The organism is Clostridium beijerinckii (assembly GCA_003129525.1).
Lineage (GTDB): Bacteria > Bacillota > Clostridia > Clostridiales > Clostridiaceae > Clostridium > Clostridium beijerinckii_D.
Window position 1 is genome coordinate 1,794,662 of the sequence record CP029329.1, and the last position, 21,266, is coordinate 1,815,927.

Annotated in this window: 22 protein-coding genes and 1 riboswitch; all 22 genes read left to right on the forward strand. The window is 29.8% G+C overall.

Annotated elements, in window-relative coordinates:
- Nucleotides 1-177: 177 nt before the first annotated feature.
- On the forward strand, nt 178-1,014 hold the full coding sequence (locus DIC82_07855; protein AWK50937.1) for a flagellin: 837 nt from the start codon (nt 178-180) through the stop codon (nt 1,012-1,014).
- 399 nt (nt 1,015-1,413) lie between these two features.
- Nucleotides 1,414-1,501, forward strand: a riboswitch (cyclic di-GMP riboswitch).
- 464 nt (nt 1,502-1,965) lie between these two features.
- On the forward strand, nt 1,966-2,367 hold the full coding sequence (gene flgB / locus DIC82_07860; GenBank protein ID AWK50938.1) for a flagellar basal body rod protein FlgB: 402 nt from the start codon (nt 1,966-1,968) through the stop codon (nt 2,365-2,367).
- 12 nt (nt 2,368-2,379) lie between these two features.
- Nucleotides 2,380-2,787 (forward strand): flagellar basal body rod protein FlgC, encoded by a 408-nt coding sequence (locus DIC82_07865; GenBank protein AWK50939.1) that lies wholly within the window; start codon nt 2,380-2,382, stop codon nt 2,785-2,787.
- A 13-nt stretch (nt 2,788-2,800) separates the two neighbouring features.
- Nucleotides 2,801-3,118 carry a flagellar hook-basal body complex protein FliE gene (locus DIC82_07870; protein ID AWK50940.1) on the forward strand — a complete coding sequence of 106 codons (318 nt, stop codon included), beginning with the start codon at nt 2,801-2,803 and terminating at the stop codon, nt 3,116-3,118.
- Nucleotides 3,119-3,139: 21 nt separating this feature from the next.
- Nucleotides 3,140-4,717, forward strand: a complete 1,578-nt coding sequence (locus DIC82_07875; protein AWK50941.1) for a flagellar basal body M-ring protein FliF — start codon at nt 3,140-3,142, stop codon at nt 4,715-4,717.
- A gap of 9 nt (nt 4,718-4,726) precedes the next feature.
- Entirely contained in the window at nt 4,727-5,743 is a 1,017-nt protein-coding gene (locus DIC82_07880) for a flagellar motor switch protein FliG (protein AWK50942.1), read from the forward strand.
- Entirely contained in the window at nt 5,727-6,518 is a 792-nt protein-coding gene (locus DIC82_07885) for a flagellar biosynthesis protein (protein AWK50943.1), read from the forward strand. Before DIC82_07880 ends, DIC82_07885 begins: the two co-directional genes overlap by 17 nt.
- 14 nt (nt 6,519-6,532) lie before the next feature.
- Nucleotides 6,533-7,849 carry a flagellar protein export ATPase FliI gene (gene fliI, locus DIC82_07890; GenBank protein AWK50944.1) on the forward strand — a complete coding sequence of 439 codons (1,317 nt, stop codon included), beginning with the start codon at nt 6,533-6,535 and terminating at the stop codon, nt 7,847-7,849.
- 343 nt (nt 7,850-8,192) lie between these two features.
- Complete coding sequence (fliJ, locus tag DIC82_07895) at nt 8,193-8,630, forward strand: flagellar export protein FliJ (GenBank protein ID AWK50945.1); 438 nt, start codon at nt 8,193-8,195, stop codon at nt 8,628-8,630.
- Between the two features lie 142 nt (nt 8,631-8,772).
- Nucleotides 8,773-10,128, forward strand: coding sequence for a flagellar hook-length control protein FliK (locus tag DIC82_07900; GenBank protein ID AWK50946.1), 1,356 nt, complete (start codon nt 8,773-8,775; stop codon nt 10,126-10,128).
- A gap of 11 nt (nt 10,129-10,139) precedes the next feature.
- The gene (locus tag DIC82_07905; protein AWK50947.1) at nt 10,140-10,916 is read left to right on the forward strand and encodes a flagellar hook capping protein; all 777 of its coding nucleotides are present in this window, start codon (nt 10,140-10,142) and stop codon (nt 10,914-10,916) included.
- A gap of 6 nt (nt 10,917-10,922) precedes the next feature.
- A complete protein-coding gene (locus DIC82_07910) occupies nt 10,923-11,318 on the forward strand; it encodes a flagellar biosynthesis protein (protein AWK50948.1) in 396 nt (131 codons plus the stop codon).
- 217 nt (nt 11,319-11,535) lie between these two features.
- The gene (locus tag DIC82_07915) at nt 11,536-12,546 is read left to right on the forward strand and encodes a flagellar biosynthesis protein FlgE (GenBank protein AWK50949.1); all 1,011 of its coding nucleotides are present in this window, start codon (nt 11,536-11,538) and stop codon (nt 12,544-12,546) included.
- 250 nt (nt 12,547-12,796) lie between these two features.
- Entirely contained in the window at nt 12,797-12,988 is a 192-nt protein-coding gene (locus DIC82_07920) for an endoflagellar protein (GenBank protein ID AWK50950.1), read from the forward strand.
- A 44-nt stretch (nt 12,989-13,032) separates the two neighbouring features.
- On the forward strand, nt 13,033-13,518 hold the full coding sequence (locus DIC82_07925) for a flagellar basal body protein FliL (protein ID AWK50951.1): 486 nt from the start codon (nt 13,033-13,035) through the stop codon (nt 13,516-13,518).
- Between the two features lie 8 nt (nt 13,519-13,526).
- Entirely contained in the window at nt 13,527-13,925 is a 399-nt protein-coding gene (locus tag DIC82_07930) for a flagellar formation protein (protein AWK50952.1), read from the forward strand.
- Nucleotides 13,915-14,694, forward strand: coding sequence for a flagellar biosynthetic protein FliP (fliP, locus tag DIC82_07935; GenBank protein AWK50953.1), 780 nt, complete (start codon nt 13,915-13,917; stop codon nt 14,692-14,694). The genes DIC82_07930 and fliP overlap by 11 nt, the downstream gene beginning before the upstream one ends.
- An 11-nt stretch (nt 14,695-14,705) precedes the next feature.
- Nucleotides 14,706-14,975: a flagellar biosynthetic protein FliQ gene (fliQ, locus tag DIC82_07940; GenBank protein ID AWK50954.1), complete on the forward strand. Its 270-nt coding sequence runs from the start codon at nt 14,706-14,708 to the stop codon at nt 14,973-14,975.
- A 16-nt stretch (nt 14,976-14,991) separates the two neighbouring features.
- A complete protein-coding gene (gene flhB, locus DIC82_07945; GenBank protein AWK50955.1) occupies nt 14,992-16,833 on the forward strand; it encodes a flagellar biosynthesis protein FlhB in 1,842 nt (613 codons plus the stop codon).
- Between the two features lie 219 nt (nt 16,834-17,052).
- The gene (flhA, locus tag DIC82_07950) at nt 17,053-19,119 is read left to right on the forward strand and encodes a flagellar biosynthesis protein FlhA (protein AWK50956.1); all 2,067 of its coding nucleotides are present in this window, start codon (nt 17,053-17,055) and stop codon (nt 19,117-19,119) included.
- On the forward strand, nt 19,120-20,406 hold the full coding sequence (locus DIC82_07955) for a flagellar biosynthesis protein FlhF (protein AWK50957.1): 1,287 nt from the start codon (nt 19,120-19,122) through the stop codon (nt 20,404-20,406).
- Nucleotides 20,400-21,260 (forward strand): MinD/ParA family protein, encoded by an 861-nt coding sequence (locus DIC82_07960; GenBank protein ID AWK50958.1) that lies wholly within the window; start codon nt 20,400-20,402, stop codon nt 21,258-21,260. The genes DIC82_07955 and DIC82_07960 overlap by 7 nt, the downstream gene beginning before the upstream one ends.
- Nucleotides 21,261-21,266 lie beyond the last annotated feature (6 nt).

The following is a 21,266-nucleotide window of genomic DNA, read 5'->3' on the forward strand; positions in this document are numbered from 1 at the left end:
TGAAGATTGTATTAAAAACCAAGAAGTATATTATTAGAAGAACCTAAAGATATACCATTATAGAAATAATTATATGTGCTATTAAATATCTGTTTAAATTTAACTTAAGATATTTTTTCTTTGTACGATAATAAATTAGAATGTATAGAGATAATTGAAACAAGGAGGTTTTATAAAGTGAGACTTACTCATAATATGTATTCATTAAGTATATATAAAACGTATAAAGGTAGAATTGATGATAATGCTAAAGCATTAAATAACATAAGTACTGGAAGTAAGTTGAGTTCTGCTAAAGATAATCCTAATAAAATTGGTAAAAGTGAGACTTTGAAAATACAAGTATTAACTAATGATGCTGCAAGTAAAAATATTCAAGATGCTAATTCTATGATTCAAACTTTTGATGGTGCACTTCAAGAAATTAATAATAATTTATCTAGAATTAAGGAATTGACAGTTAGTGCTGGTTCTGGCTCATTAACTGCTGATGATAAAAAAATTATTCAAAATGAAATTGACAGTATTAAGTCAGATATAAATGATTTGGCAAATAACACAGAATTTAATGGAATTAAATTATCTGAGCCTAGTTTATCCAGCTTGAATGGAGACCCTACAAAAATAATAAAAACTGCTATAGGAAATATGGATGATGAAAGCATGGATATACCGTTTTTTGATGTTAGTGCAAAAAATATAGGTATTGAAGATTTGTATGTGAAAAATTTAGATACATCTCTTGACGCTATTGATAAAGCAATTCAAATGGTTACCAAAGTAAGAAGTAAATATGGCTCAATACAAAAAAGGTTAGAAGGAACTGCTGATTATTTAGGTAATAAAGATATTTCAGTTCAAACGGCTCAAAGTAGAATTGGGGATGCAGATATTGCAGAAGAAATGATGAATTATTCGAAAAGTCAATTATTAGTTAATTCTTCAATTGGATTAATGGCACAAAGCAATAATTTCCCTAAAGATGCATTGAATATTTTAGCTAATGTTAAATAGTTAATAACGTTATCAAACACTTCAAATTGTGAAATATATTAAAAAATTGACATGCATACTGGTCTGTTAATATTTTTGAAATAAGAATGGTAAATTATTAATGTGATAATTTGAATAATAAGAACTATAGTAAATTTGAATTTTTAAAATTTACTATAGTTTTTATTATTTTTATGAAATTAAAGTAGAAGCATTTAAAAATTAAGATTTCACTAAGGAACCTTATAGATAAATCTACGTCAGTACTATTTAAGTTGCTAAAAATAATTGTAATAGTATATGAAGATTTAAATGGAAGGAATATTTATTCAGAAAATATACAAATATCATTTATATTTGCATTATTATGTTGAAAATTAAAGGAATAAATGGTAATATGTTAAATGAAAAGTAAATTATAAATGATACTAGCACACTTATTGAAAAGTAAGGCCGCAAAGCCATGAGTCTAAGGAAAATTTTTTTCTATGATTGTCAGGTTGCCAAAATATAATTGTAATAAATTTTTACGTTTATTTGTGTTGCTATATTTTGGTGTCTATGATTTCATAGTCACCTTTTTGCATTTCAGAAAATTATTATTAAATTGAATTTGTAGAGGCTGTGCCTAGTGAGTATAACTTTATGAAGGCATAAATATACATTCTTAAAATGAGAATTTTTAATGCTATATCAATAAAAATAGAATAATATGTTAAAGAATACAAAAATAGTTGTTATTAGTAAATAAATTGTAGAAGATTTTTTAAAAAATTATGGATAAAATACTCTAATTATTCTATAATTAAAGTATTAGTAATTTTAATGGGAATATAAAGTTTCGATTTAGTAAAGATTAGTGGGAAAAGTATATTATTTTACAAATTATACTTAATAATAAAAAATATGCATTTATATGGGGAATTTTAAATATTTATGAAAACAAATTGGAAAGCGTAAGGATGTGAATTTATGGCAATACAATCTATTGGTTCCAATGATAATTATGATTTAATTAAGGCAGGAATTAAAGCATCGAATGTTAGAGCTAAAACAATTGCTAATAATATGGCTAATATTAATACTAAGGATTACAAGAAATTTAATGTGGTTTTTGAAGAGAATTTAAAAAAAGAAAATAATTCATCAGGATTAGAATTAAAGAGAACTAATTCTGCTCATTTTGCTAGTAAAAATGCAGAAAATGAAAACATTTCAATAGAACAAGACAATAGTACAAGCATGAGAAGTGATGGTAATAATGTTGACTTAGATATAGAAAAAGTTAACCAAGCTGCTAATACACTTAAATATAATGCGTTAATAACCAAGATAAATGGTAAATTTAATGATTTAAAGATGGTTATGAAATAAGGGGGATTGTAAATGAATGCATTTAGTTCTATGCAAATAAGTGCAACAGGTCTTTCGGCAGAAAGATTAAGAATGGATACTATAACTTCGAATATGGCAAATGCTAGTACAACAAGGAGTGCTGATGGAAGTGGTCCATATGTTAGAAAGATAGCTGTATTTCAAGAAGCTCTTGATGCTAATAAGGAAATGGCTGGAGTTAAGGCAGTGAAAATTGAAAAAGACAATTCACCTTTAAGAAAAGTATATGATCCTGCTAATCCAGATGCGGATGAAACAGGATATGTTACTATGCCTAATGTAAATGTATTAAATGAAATGGCTGATATGATGGTAGCAACTAGGTCTTATGAGGCAAATGTTGATACTTTTAATGCTTTGAAAAGTATGTTTTCAAAAGCTTTAGAAATTGGAAAGTAGGAGGAATTGAAAAATGAGAATAGAAGATAAGTTTGCACAAAATGAAGTTCTATTTAATAATAAGTTTCAAAATATTAGTGGAAATAAAACTACAGATGAAAAAAGCAATAATATTAGTTTTGGAGATGTTCTTAAGAATTATGTGAACGATGCTAATGATAAAATAGTAAAATCTGATGCAACTTCAACTAGTTTTATTAAAGGTGAAGATGTTAATATTGATGAAGTTATGATTAAAGGCCAAGAAGCTAGCTTGAATTTACAATTTTTAACTCAAACTAGAGATAAATTACTTGAAGGGTATAATCAATTATCAAGGTTGCAATTGTAGTACGGTGAGGAGAGCTAAATAATGAAAAAACTTTTAGAAAAAGTTAAAGAACTTTTGGACAAGTTTAAATCCAAAAGTAAGAAAATAAAAATTGCAGTAATAATAGCAATTATAGCAGTTCTTATTGCGATAATAAGTGCAATTTTTTATTCGTCTTCTAACAAATACCAAGTTTTGTTTTCTAACCTTGATGCAGCAGATGCGCAAACCGTAATAAATACTTTAACTGATAGTAAAGTTGATACAAAAATAGATAGTACTACTAACACTATTTTGGTTCCAACAGATCAAGTAGATAAACTTCGATTAGAATTAGCTCCAACTCTAACAGCTGGAAGTAAAGGCTATGAACTTATGGATAGTGGAAGTTCTTTTGGTATGACAGATGAAGAGTTTAAAATCAAAAAAGTTAGAATGCAACAAGGTGAGTTAGAAAAGACTATAAAAAGTTTTCCACAAGTGGAAAGTGCAAGAGTACATATTACTGAAGCTACGACTTCCGTTTTTGCAAAAGATACAGCACCTGGGAAAGCAGCTGTTTATTTAAAAATAAAAAAGGGGGCAACTATTGATGAAGATCAAGTTAAATCAATAGTTGCCTTAGTATCAGGAAGCACTGAAAATATTCCAAGAGAGAATATTGATGTTATAGATGATAATATGAATTTACTTACTAAGGATATTAATGCAGATCAAACTGCCACAGTGAGTTCTGAAGCTCTATTAAAACAACAAAATGCAGAAAAAGCTTATGAAGACAAACTTCAAAAAGCAATTGTTAGTTTGTTAGAACCAATTGTTGGTAAAGATAAAGTTAAAGCTACAGTTAATGTTAATTTAGATTTTGACTCAAAGCAAAAGACACAAACAGTAGTTGATCCTAATAAAGTTATTATAAGTCAAGAAAATTCTAAAGAAGCAAATACTTCAGGAACTGGAGCTGATACAGCTCAAAGTCCTGTGGATAATAATATGAGTAATACAATAACTACTACTAATGGTGACAAATCAACTTCAAGTAAAGAAGATCAAAAGACTAACTATGAAGTTGGTAAAAATGAATCAAAAGTTATAAGTGCACCAGGAGAAGTTAAGAGACTTACAGCATCAGTTGTAGTTGACGGAACTTTAGATGCTGAAACACAGCAGACAATTGAAAATGCTGTAGGGAACGCAATTGGAATGGATACACTTAGAGGAGATCAGGTTTCAGTACTTGGAATGGCGTTTGATACAACTCTTCAAGATCAAGCTAAGGCGGAGATAGATGCAATGAATGCACAAGAAGCAACAGCAACATCAAATACTAAAAATATAATGATGATTATTGCAGGGATTTTAGGAGTATTACTTTTAGGTGTAATTATTTTCTTAATTGCAAAGAGAAGAAAGAAGAAGAAGGTAGAAAATGATCAATTATTAGATACATTAATAGATGATAGTATAATACCTAAAGAACCAGAACCATTTGAGCCAATAGAATTCGAATCTAGATCACAAAAGACTCATTTAGAAGATGAGATTAAGAAATATGCGATAGAAAAGCCAGAACAAGTTGTAGAAATAATTAGGTCATGGTTGACTGAAAATGAAAGGTAGGTGATAGCTATGGCAAAAGAACCAATTGAATTATCAGGAGTTCATAAGGCAGCGATATTATTTATAACCCTTGGACCAGAGGCATCATCTGGAATATTGAAAAAGTTACCGGAAGCTGATATTCAAAAAATAACTTATGAAATCGCTAATATTACTTCTGTTACTCCAGAACAAAGGGAAGCGATATTAAATGAATTTTTACAAATAAATAAAGCTAGGGAATATATAATTGAAGGTGGTATGGATTATGCTAAGACATTATTGTCAAAAGCATTAGGCTCACAAAGGGCTAGCGAAATATTGGAAAAGGTATCAGAAGCTACTGCTCAATACAGACCTTTTTCAATTGCGAGAAAAGCAGATTCTCATCAATTGTTAAATGTAATTATATCAGAACAGCCACAAACTATCGCCCTGATTTTATGTTATCTTCAAGCAGATAAAGCTGCACAAGTTATGGCGGAATTACCTGAAGAAACGCAAAGTGAAGTCGCTTATAGAATAGCAACCATGAATAATACGTCTCCTATGGTAATTAAAGAAATAGAATCTGTACTGGAAAGTAAGTTATCTTCTGTAGTAAGAACTGAGATGACAAGTTTAGGTGGAGTAGAAACTTTAGTTAACATATTAAATGCAGTTGATAGAACAACTGAAAAGAATATTACTGAAGGTTTGGAAAGAGAAGATGCAGAACTTGCTGATAAAGTTAAAAGTTCAATGTTCGTATTTGAAGATATTGTTTCTCTTGATGATGTATCTATTCAAAGAATTCTTAGAGAAGTTGAAGTTAACGATCTTGCACTTGCACTTAAAGGATGTTCTGATGAAGTTGCAAACAGCATTTACAAAAATCAATCAAAGAGAGCTGCTGCTTCATTAAAGGAAGATATGGAATTCTTAGGACCAGTAAGACTTATGGATGTTGAAAAATCACAACAAAAGATTGTTTCTGTTATTAGAAGGCTAGATGATGCTAATGAAATCATCATTGCAAGAGGTGGAGAAGATGCAATCATCGTATAGTTTAATAAAGAATGGCTTTGCAAAACAAGGGGAAAACAAAGTTATTTCAACAGAATATGTTATTAAAAAAAAGGTATTTGAAGAAATTGAAGAAGAAAAAGAAGAAATTGAAGAAGAAGTTATAGTAAAAGCACCTGAAATTGATCCGGAAGAAATTCTAAGACGTTATGAAGATATTGGACAAAGAATAATACAAGATGCAAAAAATGAGAGACAAGTTATTACATTAAAAGCACAAATAGATGCCAATATTTCAGAAAAAAAGGCTTATAAAAAAGGATATGAACAAGGACTTCAAAATGGCTATGATGATGGATATAAAAAGGCATATGATGAGACCATTGATACTGCAAGAGCAGAGGCAGCAGATATTGTTAGTAAAGCAGAATTGCTTTTGAAGTCCGCACATGAAAATTACTCCAAATATTTGGAAGCTAAAAAAGTAGATGTTGTGAATTTAGCATTAGAGATAGCTGAAAGTATAACACAAAAATCATTAGGTAACGAAGACTCAATGAATTCAATTATTGAAGAGGCTTTTAAGATTTCAAAGGGCGAAGATAATATTATTTTAAAAGCAAATTCAATTCATGTTGAAGAATTAAAATCTCAAGTTGAAAGATGGAAGATATCATACGGAGTGAAAAACGAAATTTTTGTACTTGTAGATGACACTATGGAGCCAGGAAATGCAGTCTTAGAAAAACCTAGTGGAATAGTTAAGGTTGGTGTAGATACTGGTATGGAACAAATAAGAAAAGCAATACTTGGATAAAGGAGTAGTTATATATGTTAGAGTTAGACTTAGATTTTCATAAGTTAATTAAAAAAGTCAATAATATCTCAACAATATATAGTGAAGGTGTTGTTAAGAAAGTAATAGGCCTTACCATTGAGGTACAAGGAATTAAGGCATTTGTTGGCGAACTTTGTATAATATATAATGAGAAAAATACTCCTGTAAATTGTGAAGTTGTAGGATTTAGAGATGAATTTATAATTCTTATGCCTCTTGATGAACTTATTGGAATTTCACCAGGATGTAAAGTTGTACCACAACATAAACCATTAAGTGTTAAGTGTTCAGATAAGTTACTTGGCCATATAATTGATGGACTCGGCAATCCTCTAGATTGTGATAACATGTCAATTGAAGGTGAAGATTATCCATTGGAAAATGAGGCTCCAGATCCTTTAAAGAGAAAGAGGATAAGGGATATAATGCCAACTGGAGTTAGAGCAATAGATGGATTTTTAACTTGTGGAGATGGACAAAGAATTGGTATTTTTGCAGGTAGTGGTGTTGGTAAAAGCACAACCCTCGGAATGATAGCAAGAGAAGCTAAGGCAGATGTTAATGTTATTGCACTAGTTGGTGAAAGAGGAAGAGAAGTTCTGGAATTTATAGAAAATGATTTAGGTCCGGAAGGTATGAAGAAATCTGTTGTAGTTTGTGCTACCTCAGATAAACCGGCTTTAATAAGAATTAAAGGAGCACTAACAGCTACTGCAATAGCAGAATACTTTAGAGACAAAGGCAAAAAGGTGATTTTGATGATGGATTCCGTTACTAGATTTGCTATGGCTCAAAGAGAAGTTGGACTTGCTATAGGTGAACCTCCAGCAACTAAAGGATATACACCTTCAGTATTTGCAAAGCTTCCTAAGTTAATGGAAAGATCAGGTACATCTGAAAATGGATCAATAACAGCCTTTTATACTGTACTTGTTGATGGTGATGACTTTAATGAACCTATAGCTGATGCGGTTAGAGGTATATTAGATGGACATATAGTTCTATCAAGAGATTTAGCACATAAAAATCATTACCCTGCTATTGATATATTAAATAGTGTTAGTAGACTTATGAGTCAAATAGCACCTAAAGATCATAAAGAAGCAGCGTCTATGGCAAGAGATCTTTTAGCAACTTATAAGGATTCAGAAGATCTAATCAATTTAGGTGCTTATGTTAAAGGAAGTAACAAAAAAATTGATATGGCAATCAATTATAATGATTCATTAAATGGCTTTTTGCGTCAAGGAATTGATGAAAAATCAAGTTTTGAAGTAGCGGAAGAGACTTTAATATCTATGTTTAAGTAGATAAGTGAGAGTCCAAATCTATGATTTGGTTCCTCGAACTTATGCAAATCTGTTTAGGATTTGTATTCCTTAGAAAAAAGATTTGGTGTGAATCAGTTAAGCAGACATCTCAAATCTATGATTTGATGATGGTCGCTTACTCTGTGAGTACTCAGCGAACGAATGTGAGTCGAGTTTCCTTTAACAGGGAAGGAACAAATTCCTTTAGAATTTGCAAAAATATACACAGATAAAAAAGCGCGAAGCGCAACCAAGAACTTTTTAAGAATAGATAAAGAAATCCCAACGGGATTTCATCAATAACTGTTAATTATTAACTGTTAACTGAAGGAGTGGTTTCACTTTGGCTGAAAGATTTAAGTTTGGTTTAGATAAACTTCTTGAAATTAGAAAAGAAAAAGAAGAGGAAAGTAAAAGGTTATTTACTGAAAGTCAGAGAGAAAAAAAGAAAATAGAAGAAAAATTAGAAGAACTTAATGAAAATTATAATAAATATAAAGGAATATCTCCTAATGAAGATATAATATATCAAAAACTAAAAAGATATTATATTCAAGGAGTGCAAAGTGGAATAGACTCTAGTGAAAAAGATTTGGTTATAAAAAATCAAGAAATTAATAAAAGAAGAAGAGATTTAACAGAAAAACAAATGGAAAGAAAAACTGTTCAGACACTAAAGGATAAAAAATATGAAGCATATGTAAAGGAACAAGATAGGGTAGAACAAATAAATCTTGATGAATTAGCTCTTTATGCATTTGTGAGAAATAAAAACAATTAGCAATGAACAATTAACATTTAGCAATTAAGGAACAAATTTCTATGGAATTTAAAAAAAGAATATATTTAAGAAATCCTGAAAGGATTTCATCAACGACTGTTAACAGTTAACTGTTAATTGCTAATGAAGGGAGGTGAGAATAATGGTTACAACTACAAAGACATCAATTAATTCTAAAACAAATAGTATTGATATTTTATCAAAAACTTCTAATACAAATTTATCTAGTAAATCTACTTCAGAATTATATAAAGTAGATAATAATAAAACTGCTTCTAAATCTAAAACTTCTAAAAACGAAGATTTTAAAGATGTATTAAGTTCAAAAGCAAATTCTAAAGATGAGGTTGCTAAAAATGAAATTTCAACTGACACTAAAGATACTACTAAAATTGATGAATTAAAAGAAAAGCTTGAAGAACTAGAGGAGGATAGTAAATCTGATTCTAAGGATAAAGTGAATGACATATTAAATCAATTGCTAAGTTTACTTGCTAAGTTAGGCATTAAGGAAGAAGATTTAAAGTCAAATGGAGAAATTAATTCTGATGTTTTAAAAACTATGATTGAAGGAATTAATGGAGATGCAGCTTCTAAAAGTAATTCAAGTAGCATTATGGATAAGTTGATGGAACTTTTAAAAAATGATTCAGTGAAAGGTAACTTAGATACTGATGCACTAAAATCAATGCAGAAAATTTTAAGTAATTTAAGTGCTAATCTTGCAGATGATAATACTGAGGCTACAAAAGATGTAAAAACCGGTATAAAAAACTTAATGTCAGAAATATCTAATGTGCTAGACAATAAACAAAGCGAAAGTGGAAAAGTTTTATCACTTGAAGATATGTTGAATAAAAAATATTCACAAGATAATAAAGAAAGTTCAACTGAAAATGAAAGTAATAAGAATGATACTACTAAAGCTACAAAAGAAGATAAGTTTTTAAATTCATTAATTAATGATGATAAGGATAGCTCTTTAAATAAAATAAATTTATTTGCATCAAGGACTCAAACTGTTCAAAATCAAGGCGTTGATGCTGCTAGAGGATTAACAATTAATAAAGCTACTTTTGCAGATGATCTAATAAGAGATGTTAAATTTATGAGTAATAATTCACTTAAAGAATTAACAGTTAAAATCAATCCAGGTAATCTAGGAGAAATAACTATAAAATTAATTCAAGAAGACGGTGTAATGAAAGCTAACTTAAAAGCTAATTCAAAGGAAACAACAGCTTTACTTTCACAAAATTTAACGGATATTAAAAAGCAATTAGGAGAACAAAATATTAAAATATCAGATGTTAATATTGAACTTTACCAGGATGATACAACATTCTTTACAGAACAAGGTTTTGGAAGACAACTTCCAGAAGAAAAAGGAAGAAACAATAACAGCAATGGTAATACTAGAAATAATACAACAATTACTGAAGAAGATTTAATAGAAAATATTACATCTACTAATAATAATGTAGAATTTTTTGCATAGGAGGTAAAAATATGAGTAGTTCAGCAAATTCCTTAAATAATACTACTGTTAATGTTGCTACGTCAGGAACCACTACTAAGGGAACTAAAATTGTAACATCAACTGGCGGTAATATGGATAAAAATTCATTTTTGAAAATTTTGGCAGCACAATTAAGCAATTTAGATCCAACACAAGATCAAGATTCAAGTGCTTATGTTAGTCAAATGGCTCAATTTGCGTCAATGGAACAAATGACAAATTTAAATACTACTATGTCAGATTCTGCATATCAACAAATGGTTGGTAAAACAGTAATAACAAATGAAAAAGATGATGCTGGTGCATATGTTCAAGGTTCTGTAACTGGAGTAATAAAAAGATCTGGAGGAACTTATTTGGAGATGTTGATTGGTGGAAAAGAAGAAGAAGTTTCTGTTGAAAATGTAATAGGAGTTGTAAAAACAACAGACACTAATACAATTGTAAATAGTAGAGCAGCACTTAACTCAGATTTCTTAGCGGCTTCAGCTTTGGCAGCTGACAAAAAAAGTGTAGTTCTAGCAGAAGTTGGTACGGACGGTAATACTACTCTAGTAAAGGGAACCGTAAGTGGTGCTTATATGGATACTGTTAGTAATGCAACGGTAAAAATAAAAGTTAATGTTTTAGATTCAAATGGAAAACCAACAGGTGAGACTAAGACATATGACTATGGAAATATAGTAAGAGCTGGAGATTTAACAGATGATGAAATGAATGTAAAGCTAAATACAACAACAGATACAGCAACGACAACAACAGTGTGAGAATAGATGAGTTATAGAATTATTAATGGACAAACATATTTAGTAGGAAATTTTGAACAAATTAATAATACACAACCTAAACTAAATAATACAACTAATGCAAAGGAGAATAAAAGCTTCAAAGATGTATTAGATAGTGTTAAAAGTAAAGATGAAGGTTTTACTGTATCGAAACACGCAGCTCTAAGACTTAATGAAATTAATTTTACAGAAGAAGACATGAAACAAATAGAAAAAGGATTTAAGATAGCAAAAGATAAAAATTCAAAGAATACAGTTATGTTATATAAAGACACAGCAATAATTGCAAGTGTTGAAAATAAAACAATTATAACAGCTGTTGATAAAGAAAGAGCAAAAAACAACATATTTACAAATATAGATAGTGTAGTGATTTTATAGCCTGGACTTGGACCAATTAACAATTAAAAATGAACAGTTAACAATTATGGAACAAAGCACTGCGTGCTTTGAAAAAATATATTTGAGAAATGCTGTAAGCATTTCAACATTAATTGTTAATTGTTAAATGATAATTGTTAATTGACATACGGGGTGGTTGAACTTGTGGAACGACAGAAGCAAGTTAAAACAAAAAAATATGATTTGGAGGAACGTTATGTTAAGATGTATGTATTCTGGAATAAGCGGAATGAAGGTTAATCAAACTAAATTAGACGTTATTGGTAATAATATAGCAAATGTAGGTACTACTTCATTTAAGTCTTCAAGAGCAGAATTTAGTGATATGTTATATCAAAACTCTGGAGAAGCAGCAGCACCTACATCAACCAAAGGTGGAACAAATGCTAAACAAGTAGGACTTGGAGCAAAATTATCAAGTATAAATAAAGTAATGGGACAAGGAAATGCTTTATCAACAGGAAGATCACTTGATGTATGTGTTGATGGTGATGGATATTTAGTAGTTGCTAAAGGACCTATAGATGGTGATATATCTACAACAACAACAGCAGCTAAAAATGCTATGGATGAAACTCTTTATACAAGAGATGGAAATTTGACTTTAGATAAAGATGGAAATTTATTAACAGCAGATGGATATAGAGTTATGGGATATGCTATGTCTGCTACTAGCGGTGGTACAAGTAGCCTTGTTGCTAGTACTACTGGTGGACCAACAACGGTTAACTTTGTAGATGCAGACGCTGCTACAAAGCCAACTGCAGTGACTGGAAATTTAGTGCCATTAGTAATACCAGATTCAGTAACTAATGGTAGTGTACAAGATCCGATTAAGAAATTTGAAATAGGTAAAGATGGGCTTATTACAGCTGTACTTGGAAGTGGTGCAAGAACAGCTATAGGGCAAATGGGCATGGCAAGCTTTAAAAATACCGAAGGATTAACAAGTATCGGAGGAAATATGCTACAAGTATCATCAAACTCTGGCGCAGCTTTGTATAAAACAGGTATTGGAGAAGCAGCCGATAAAGATAATAGTGGTGGTTTTGGAGATCTTGTTCAAGGAGCTCTTGAAGCATCAAACGTTGATTTAACAGAACAATTTACAGATATGATTACAGCAACTAGAAGTTTCCAAGCAGCGGGAAAGATGATAACAACAGGAGATGAAATTCTTCAAACTATTACTGGATTAATGAGATAGTTTATAAGCTAGGTAATAATATACTATAACAATTCGCAAGTTGAGCTAATAATGCTCAACTTGCAAATATTTATATATTGCAATGTATAATGCAGAATACACATAAGATAATTGACAATGAATGATTCAATTTCCGAAGGAAATTTTACTATAATTGTTAAATGTTCATTGCCAATTGTGCATTGGTACGTGTGTATTGTGAATTGTACATTGATTAATGCATATTCGAAAAAATAAGGGGTGAGAATTTATGATAGACGTAACAGGAATGAACCATGAAAAATTTATACTTAATGCTGATCATATTGAAAAAATAGAAGAGGTTCCTGAAACAATAATAACATTAACAAATGGAAGGAAATATATAATTCTAGAAAGTGTTGAGGAAGTAAAAGCTGCGGTTATAAAGTACAAGAATAAGATATTTACATACAAAATATAAAAAATTAGCATTTTAATTGTTGGAAATAGTAAGGAGTGATACTAATGGCTTTTGGAAAAGGAAAAACAAAGGAAAAGGGTGAAAACACTGGCAAGAATAGTAAAGGGGTTATGATAATCTTATTTATTTTGGGATTAATAGTTTTAGGTGCAGCGACTTTTGGGGGAGTATATTTATATATGAAAACTAGTAAAACAATAGATGCCCAAGAAGTTGTTATAGAAAATACATATATGGATTTAGCAGAATTTACAGTTAATTTAGCTGATGAAGGTGGAAAAAGGTATTTTAAAGGGGAATTATCTTTAGGTTATGATAAGACAAAAACAAAGTTAGTTGAAGAATTGACAGGAAATCAAGTAGTTGTAAGAGATAGTATTATATTTTATTTTAAAAGTAAAAAAGCTAATTATATAAATGATGTGAAAAATACAGATGAGATGAAAAAACAACTTATTGAAGCTATTAATAAAGACTTGACCAAAGGTAAGATTACAGATATAAGATTTAAAAGTATGATAATTCAGTAGGTGGAAAAATGAATTTTGAATTATTAGCAATGCTCGTAAAACTTATTTTAGCACTGGGAGTAACACTCGGATTAATGTTTTTAAGTTTTAAATTAATGGGGACAAAACTGAGTGCAATTAATAATAACAAATATGTTAAAGTTATTGATAGAGTACAGGTGACAAAAGAAAATTTTATATTAATAGTTAAAATTGGGAAAAAAGGATATGTAATGACTAGTACTGCAGGACATATGGAGAAATTATCAGAACTATCAGAAGAAGAAATTAATATTATTGAAGAAGATAAGAAAAAAGCAGCAGCGGAGATATCTGAAAACTACAATGAATTGATTTTGAAATTAAGAAAAAATTTTTCTAAGATAGTAAAGAATATAAAATCAAAGGAAGAGAAACATGAAAAATAATAAAAACAGAATAGTATTTACGCTTTTGATGGCTCTCGGAATCATTATGTTTTGCACTATAAATGCATATGCTGCTCCGAGTAGTACAGATTTACCACAACTTAATATATCACTTGGAGATAAAAGTGGTACACCACAAGATTATGTATCAAGCATTAAAATATTAATATTTTTTACGATTATATCATTATTACCATCTATAGTAATAATGATGACATCTTTCACTAGAATAGTGGTAGTTTTCTCATTTCTTAAGAGTGCAATGGGAGTACAACAGGCTGTTCCAAATCAAATTTTAACAGGACTAGCTATATTCCTAACACTATTTATAATGGCACCTGTTTATAATGAAATAAATACTAATGGAATTCAGCCATATTTGGAAAATAAAATAACTCAAGAACAAGCAGTGGAAGAATCTTCAAAGCCACTAAAAGCATTTATGCTAAAACAAACAAGAGAAAAGGATTTAGAATTATTTGTTGAAATTGGTGGAGTTGATAAAGAAAACTTAACAAAAGAAAATGTTTCATTTGTTACATTAATTCCTGCTTTTGCAATAAGTGAATTGAAAACAGCATTTCAAATTGGATTTTTAATATATTTGCCTTTTCTTGTAATAGATATGGTAATATCCAGTGTTTTAATGGCAATGGGTATGTTTATGTTGCCACCTACAATGGTATCTCTTCCATTTAAATTAATAGTATTTGTAATGGTTGATGGATGGTATTTGTTGACAAAATCTTTAGTGCAGAGTTTTATGTGAGGTGAAATGTTATGACACAAACAATGCTTAATGCTATAGTTAAAGATACAATAATAACAGCAGCAAAAGTATCAGCACCTATATTAATTATAGTGCTTGTATTAGGATTAATTATCAGTATTTTACAAGCAACGACTCAAATACAAGAACAAACATTAACTTTTGTGCCTAAATTAATAGCAACAGCTGTTGTTGGAATACTTTTAGGTAGTTGGATGCTTCAAACAATTATGTCTTTTACTACAAGAATCTTTGATTTAATTTCAAAGATTACCACATAAAAGGAGGTAAGCCACTGTGATAGATGTAGCCTACTTCCTTGCATTGTTTTTGGTTTTTTTAAGAATAACTTCATATTTTATAGCTGTTGAAATATTTTTTCCATCTGGAACACCTCAAATTATGAAAGGTGTATTTTCACTTATACTTTCATTTGGTATTATATCGGGAATAGATTATTCTACAATGAACGTTATAAATAATGGCTATATTTTGGTGTTTTATGCAATAAGTGAAATAATGACTGGGTTAATACTAGGTTACATAACTAATTTAGTTTTTCAAGCAGTTAAACTAGCAGGAGCATGGATGGATATTCACGCAGGCTTTTCAATGGTGTCTGTATTAGATCCAACAAGTCATACTACATCAACTTTACTTGGAAATTTTTCTTATTTTATTTCACTAGCATTCTTTTTTATAGTTGATGGTCATCATGTACTTATAACTATGTTATTTGAAAGTACAAAGATAGTACCAATTGGGAAAACCATAGTTTATCAAGAAACTTTAATGGGAGTTATGCAAACTATTTTTAGTTATTTTACACTAGGTGTGAAAATGGCAATACCTTTGGTATTAATAATTGTTATAACAGATGTGTGCTTGGGACTAATTTCGAGAACAGTACCTTCAATTCCAATTATGATTTTTGGTATGCCTATAAAAAATATGTTAGGTCTTATAACATTTATTATATTATTACCATTACTACTTAAATTAGTAGGTACAGCTATATATAACTTACCGAATATTTTCCGGGAAATAGTTAATTTAGTACCATTAGTTCCATTAGCATTAGTTTTTGCAAGTGATGATAAAACAGAAGAAGCAACTCCAAAGAAAAAATCAGATTCTAGAAATAAAGGTCAATTAGCTAGAAGTAAAGATGTATCAGTAGCAATTACAATGCTTGTTTGTACAATGCTTATTTCTTCTTTATGGGGAATGCTGACATCTGGATTTAAAGATGTAATTATCTATTTTTTTAAGATTCCTATGCTAGAAAATTTCGATAAAGGAACACTTTCTAATATAGTGATTACTGTAACATTAAAAATAGCAGCTTTGCTTTTACCTTTTGCATTACCTATAATGATTGGTGGAATTATTGCGAGTTTACTTCAAACGGGTTTCTTATTTACAGGAGAACCTTTGAAGCCTTCTTTTGGGAAATTAAATCCAATATCAGGAATGAAAAATATGATATCCAAAAGAAGTTTGGTAGATTTGGGAAAAAATATGATAGTAATAACTATAGTATCAATTTTGGCTTATAAGTATATATTAGCAAATTATCAAAGTATATTGGGGATTTCAAATTTGTATTTACCTACACTGGGAGATGAGGTTAAAAATTTAGTTGTTGGTATTTTTAAGCAAATAAGCTTAGTTCTTGTTATTATTGCAGCTACTGATTATTTTCTTCAAATTAGAATGCATAATAAAGAGATGAAGATGACCAAACAAGAAATTAAGGATGAATACAAACAATCAGAGGGAGATCCACAATTAAAAGGGAAAATTAAGCAAAGACAAAGAGAAATGGGTATGAAGAGAATGATGTCATCTGTTGCAGATGCTACAGTTGTAATAACTAACCCTACTCACTTGGCGATTGCTATAAAATATGAAGAAGGCGGAAACATGGAGGCTCCAAAAGTTTTAGCTAAAGGAGCAGATTATATTGCAATTAAAATAAAGAGTATAGCAAAGGAACATGAAATTCCAGTTATAGAAAATAAACCACTTGCAAGAATGATGTATGATAGGGTGGAAATAGATGATGATATACCACAAGATTTATATCAAGGGGTTGCAGAAATTTTAGCAGTAGTAATGAAACTAAAAAAGAAATAAGAAACTTAATTTAAATGCTTAATTTGAAAACTGCAATGTGAATTCAATAAAAGTTCTCATAAGACTCAAAAGATGATATTATATAGATAATAAGGATAATAATTTTATTTATGGAATTATGAAAGACACTTCATCTATTAGCAAAAAGATAAGATTTACATTACAAAAAGTAAGTAATTGAGAATTAAGAGTAATAGTGGAGAATAGGAGGTTGAATTTTTGGAATTTGGTAATAAAAGGCTAAATGTAAAAGACAATTTAGACGTAATAGTGGCATTGGGCGTTATAGTAATAGTACTTATGATTATAATACCTTTACCTAAAGAACTAATAGATTTACTGTTAGCCTTAAATATAACACTTTCTATAGTTATAATTTTGATTACAATGTTTACAACCAGTGTATTACAACTTTCGGTCTTCCCTACATTGTTGCTGGTTACAACATTATTTAGACTAGCACTTAATATATCCTCTACAAGATTAATACTTACTGAGGCAGATGCAGGAACCATTATTACAGCCTTTGGTAATTTCGTTATACGTGGAAATTATGTAGTTGGTATAGTTATATTTTTAATTATAGTAGTAATACAATTTATGGTTATTACAAATGGTGCTGGAAGAGTTGCAGAAGTATCAGCTAGATTTACACTTGATGCTATGCCAGGTAAACAAATGAGTATTGATGCAGATTTAAATTCAGGAATGATTGATGAAGCTCAAGCTAAAAAAAGAAGACAAGACCTTCAATCAGAAGCGGATTTTTATGGATCTATGGATGGTGCATCTAAATTTGTTAAGGGTGATGCTATAGCAGGTATTATTATTACAGTTATAAATGTAATAGCTGGTATTATAATAGGTGTACTTCAAAAAGATATGACTGCAGCTACTGCAGCTCAAACTTATGTTATATTAACTGTTGGTGATGGTCTTGTAAGCCAAGTTCCAGCATTACTTATATCAACAGCATCAGGTATTTTAGTTACACGTTCAGGAAGTGCAGATAATTTTGGAGATACATTATCTAAACAATTAACAGCTTTTCCTGTTGCTACAGGAATTTCAAGTTTTTTAATGTTATTTTTAGGACTTGTACCGGGTATGCCTAAATTACCATTTTTTACAGCTTCTCTAGCTACTGGGGGATTAACTTATTTACTTTATAAAGAGGCAGCAGTTAAAGAAGCGAGGGAAATTGTATCGGAAGAAGAGGAAATTATTCAATCTGAACGTAAAGAACCAGAAAATGTTATGAATTTAATTTCTGTAGAATCAATGGAAGTTGAAATAGGATATGGTCTTATACCACTTGCAGATGAAGCATCAGGAGGAGATTTACTCCAAAGAATTGCATCAGTTCGAAGGCAGTGTGCTATAGAAATGGGAATTGTTGTTCAGCCTATAAGAATTAGAGATAACCTTCAACTTAAGACTAATGAATATATAATAAAAATAAGAGGTACAATGGTTGTTTCTTCAGAGTTAATGCCAAGTATGCTACTTTGCATGGATCCAACTGGAGAAAATTCAGATATACCAGGTATAAAGACAATTGAACCAACATTTGGGCTTCCAGCAGTTTGGATAAATAAGGACCAAAGAGAAGAAGCGGAAATTAAAGGTTTAACAGTAGTTGATCCAACAACTGTTATGGTAACTCATTTAACTGAAACTATAAAAAGTCATTCTTATGAATTGCTTGGAAGACAAGAAGTTAAGCTTATTGTTGAAAATGCAAAAGAAAAATATAGTGCAGTTGTTGAAGAGCTTATACCGGATTTGTTATCCATTGGTGAACTTCAAAAGGTATTACAAAATTTACTTAAAGAAAAGGTTCCAATTAAAGATATTGTTACTATAATGGAATCTTTAGCTGATAATTCTAGAAATACTAGAGATTTAGAGGTTTTAACTGAATATGTTAGATTCTCCTTAGCTAGAACTATTTGTAATCAGGTAGTTGATGAAAATAAGAGAATCACATTAGTAACTTTAGATCCTAATATAGAAGACATAATAGCGAATAATACCCAAAAATCTGTTCAAGGTTCTTTTCCAACAGTAGATCCAGATACAACTACTAAAATACTTACAGGTATAAAAAATACTGTAGAATCAGTTTATTTTTACAATAATCAACCAATTATATTAGTTTCTCCAAATATAAGATGTGTATTTAGAAAATTAATAGAAATGGTATTTCCTCATATTATGGTAATTTCTTTAAATGAAGTACCAAATGATGTTCAAATTAATAGTGAAGGAGTCGTAAGAATATAGATGATTATAAAAAAATATCTTGTAAAAAACATGAACGAAGGTTTGACTCGCATTAGATATGAACTAGGAAAAGATGCTATTATAATAAGCCAAAGAAAAGTTAGAAAGTCAGGTATAAAAGGATTATTTTCAAAAAAAGTAATTGAGGTTACAGCAGCAGTTGAAAATTCATCTAATCAAGAAAAAAATAATTTTAATCAAGATAGAAATAATTTCAATCAAGATAAAAATTATTTTGACAGAGATGAAGAATTCAAGAATTCTTTGCAAAGTATTAAAAAAATGATGCAAGATGAGATGTCAGTTGCAAGAGAACCATTAAAATTGAAAGAAATTGAAAAGTCTGAATCATTAAATAGTAAAATATTTGAACATAATTCAAATATAGAAAAAGAGATTTCTAAAGTTAATATAGAAGAAGAACATAAAAAGATAGAAGATACCAATATAGAAGCTATACATAAAGAAGTTAGTGAATTAAAGAATTTATTTAACAAAGTAATAGATGGTACACCATACAAAGAAAAATCAACTGATTATTTAAAAGAGAAATTAAAGAATTTAGAGATTGACGAAGAATTTCAAGATGAAATTGTGAAAGTAGTAAAGGAAAATTGCAATGAAATTAATGATGAAACAGAAGCCTTAAGGGATGTTTTTGAAAAAGACATATTGGTATCTAGACAAGGTTTAAGTGGACGTGTTGTATTAGTAGGCCCAACTGGAGTTGGAAAAACTACTACCATAGCAAAACTTGCAGGAAGACTTGCTCTTGTTGAGAAAAAGAAAGTTGGATTAATAACAGTAGATACATATAGAATTGGAGCTGTAGAACAACTTAAAACTTATGCTGAAATAATGAATATTCCTTTTGAAGTTGTTATTACTATGAAAGAAATGGAAGAGGCTATTGAAAAGATGAAAGACTGTGAGATTGTACTTATAGATACTACAGGAAGAAGTAGTAAGAATGCAATGCAAATTTCAGAGCTTAGAGCTTTTGTTCAAAAGGCGAATCCCAATCATGTAAACATGGTAATAAGTGCTACTACGAAAAATAGTGATATAAAGAGTATATTAAAAGGTTATGCAGAACTTGAATATGATAATATTATTATTACAAAGCTCGATGAAACTACTGTATATGGATCTTTATATAATATATCAAAGATTTCTAATAGGCCAGTTAATTTTATAACTATAGGGCAAAATGTACCGGATGATATAAAGGTGCCTACAAAAGAAGAAATTGCAAGTTTCATCCTAGGGGAGGAAATACTATGCTAGATCAGGCTGAAGCATTACGAAAATTGATAAATAATGAAGAGCAGGATAATAAAAAGACATCTACTAAAATCATAACAGTAACATCGGGAAAAGGTGGAGTTGGAAAAAGCAATTTTGTTGTTAACTTAGCTATAGTTCTTCAAAATAAAGGTAAAAGAGTTTTGATTTTTGATGCAGATTTGGGCATGGGAAATGATGATGTCTTAATGGGTCTTTATCCTAAACATAATATATTCGACATTGTATTTACTGATTTAGGCATAAAAGATATAATTATAGAAGGAACCAATGGCGTAAGCTTGATTCCAGCTGGATCTGCATTAAGTAAGGCTCAAGACTTAGAAGAAAACGATAAAAAAATATTTTTGGAAAAACTTGATACATTAGATGAGTATGACTACATATTAATGGATACAGGTGCAGGCGTTAATAAAGACGTTTTATCTTTTATAGCCGCATCAGAAGAGTTGATTGTTATAACTACTCCAGAACCGACGTCTCTTACAGATGGCTATAGTTTAATAAAGGCTATAGATCATTACAAACTTAAAACTAATGCAAAAATAATTGTAAATAAAGCGTTTACTAAAGAAGAAGGAGATGAAACTTATAGTAGATTCAATAGGGCAGTTAGTAAGTTTCTAAAGATTAATATTGAATATTTGGGATGTATACTAGACGATAAAAAATTAGTACAGAGTGTAAGACAACAAAAACCTTTTGTTGTGTTGTATCCTAATTGTGATGCATCTAAAGATATAGAAAATATCGCTATGAAACTTATGGGTCAAGAAATAAATGCAGTAAATGGAGCAAAAGGATTATTTAAGAAATTATTTAATAGATTTTCATAGGGGGAT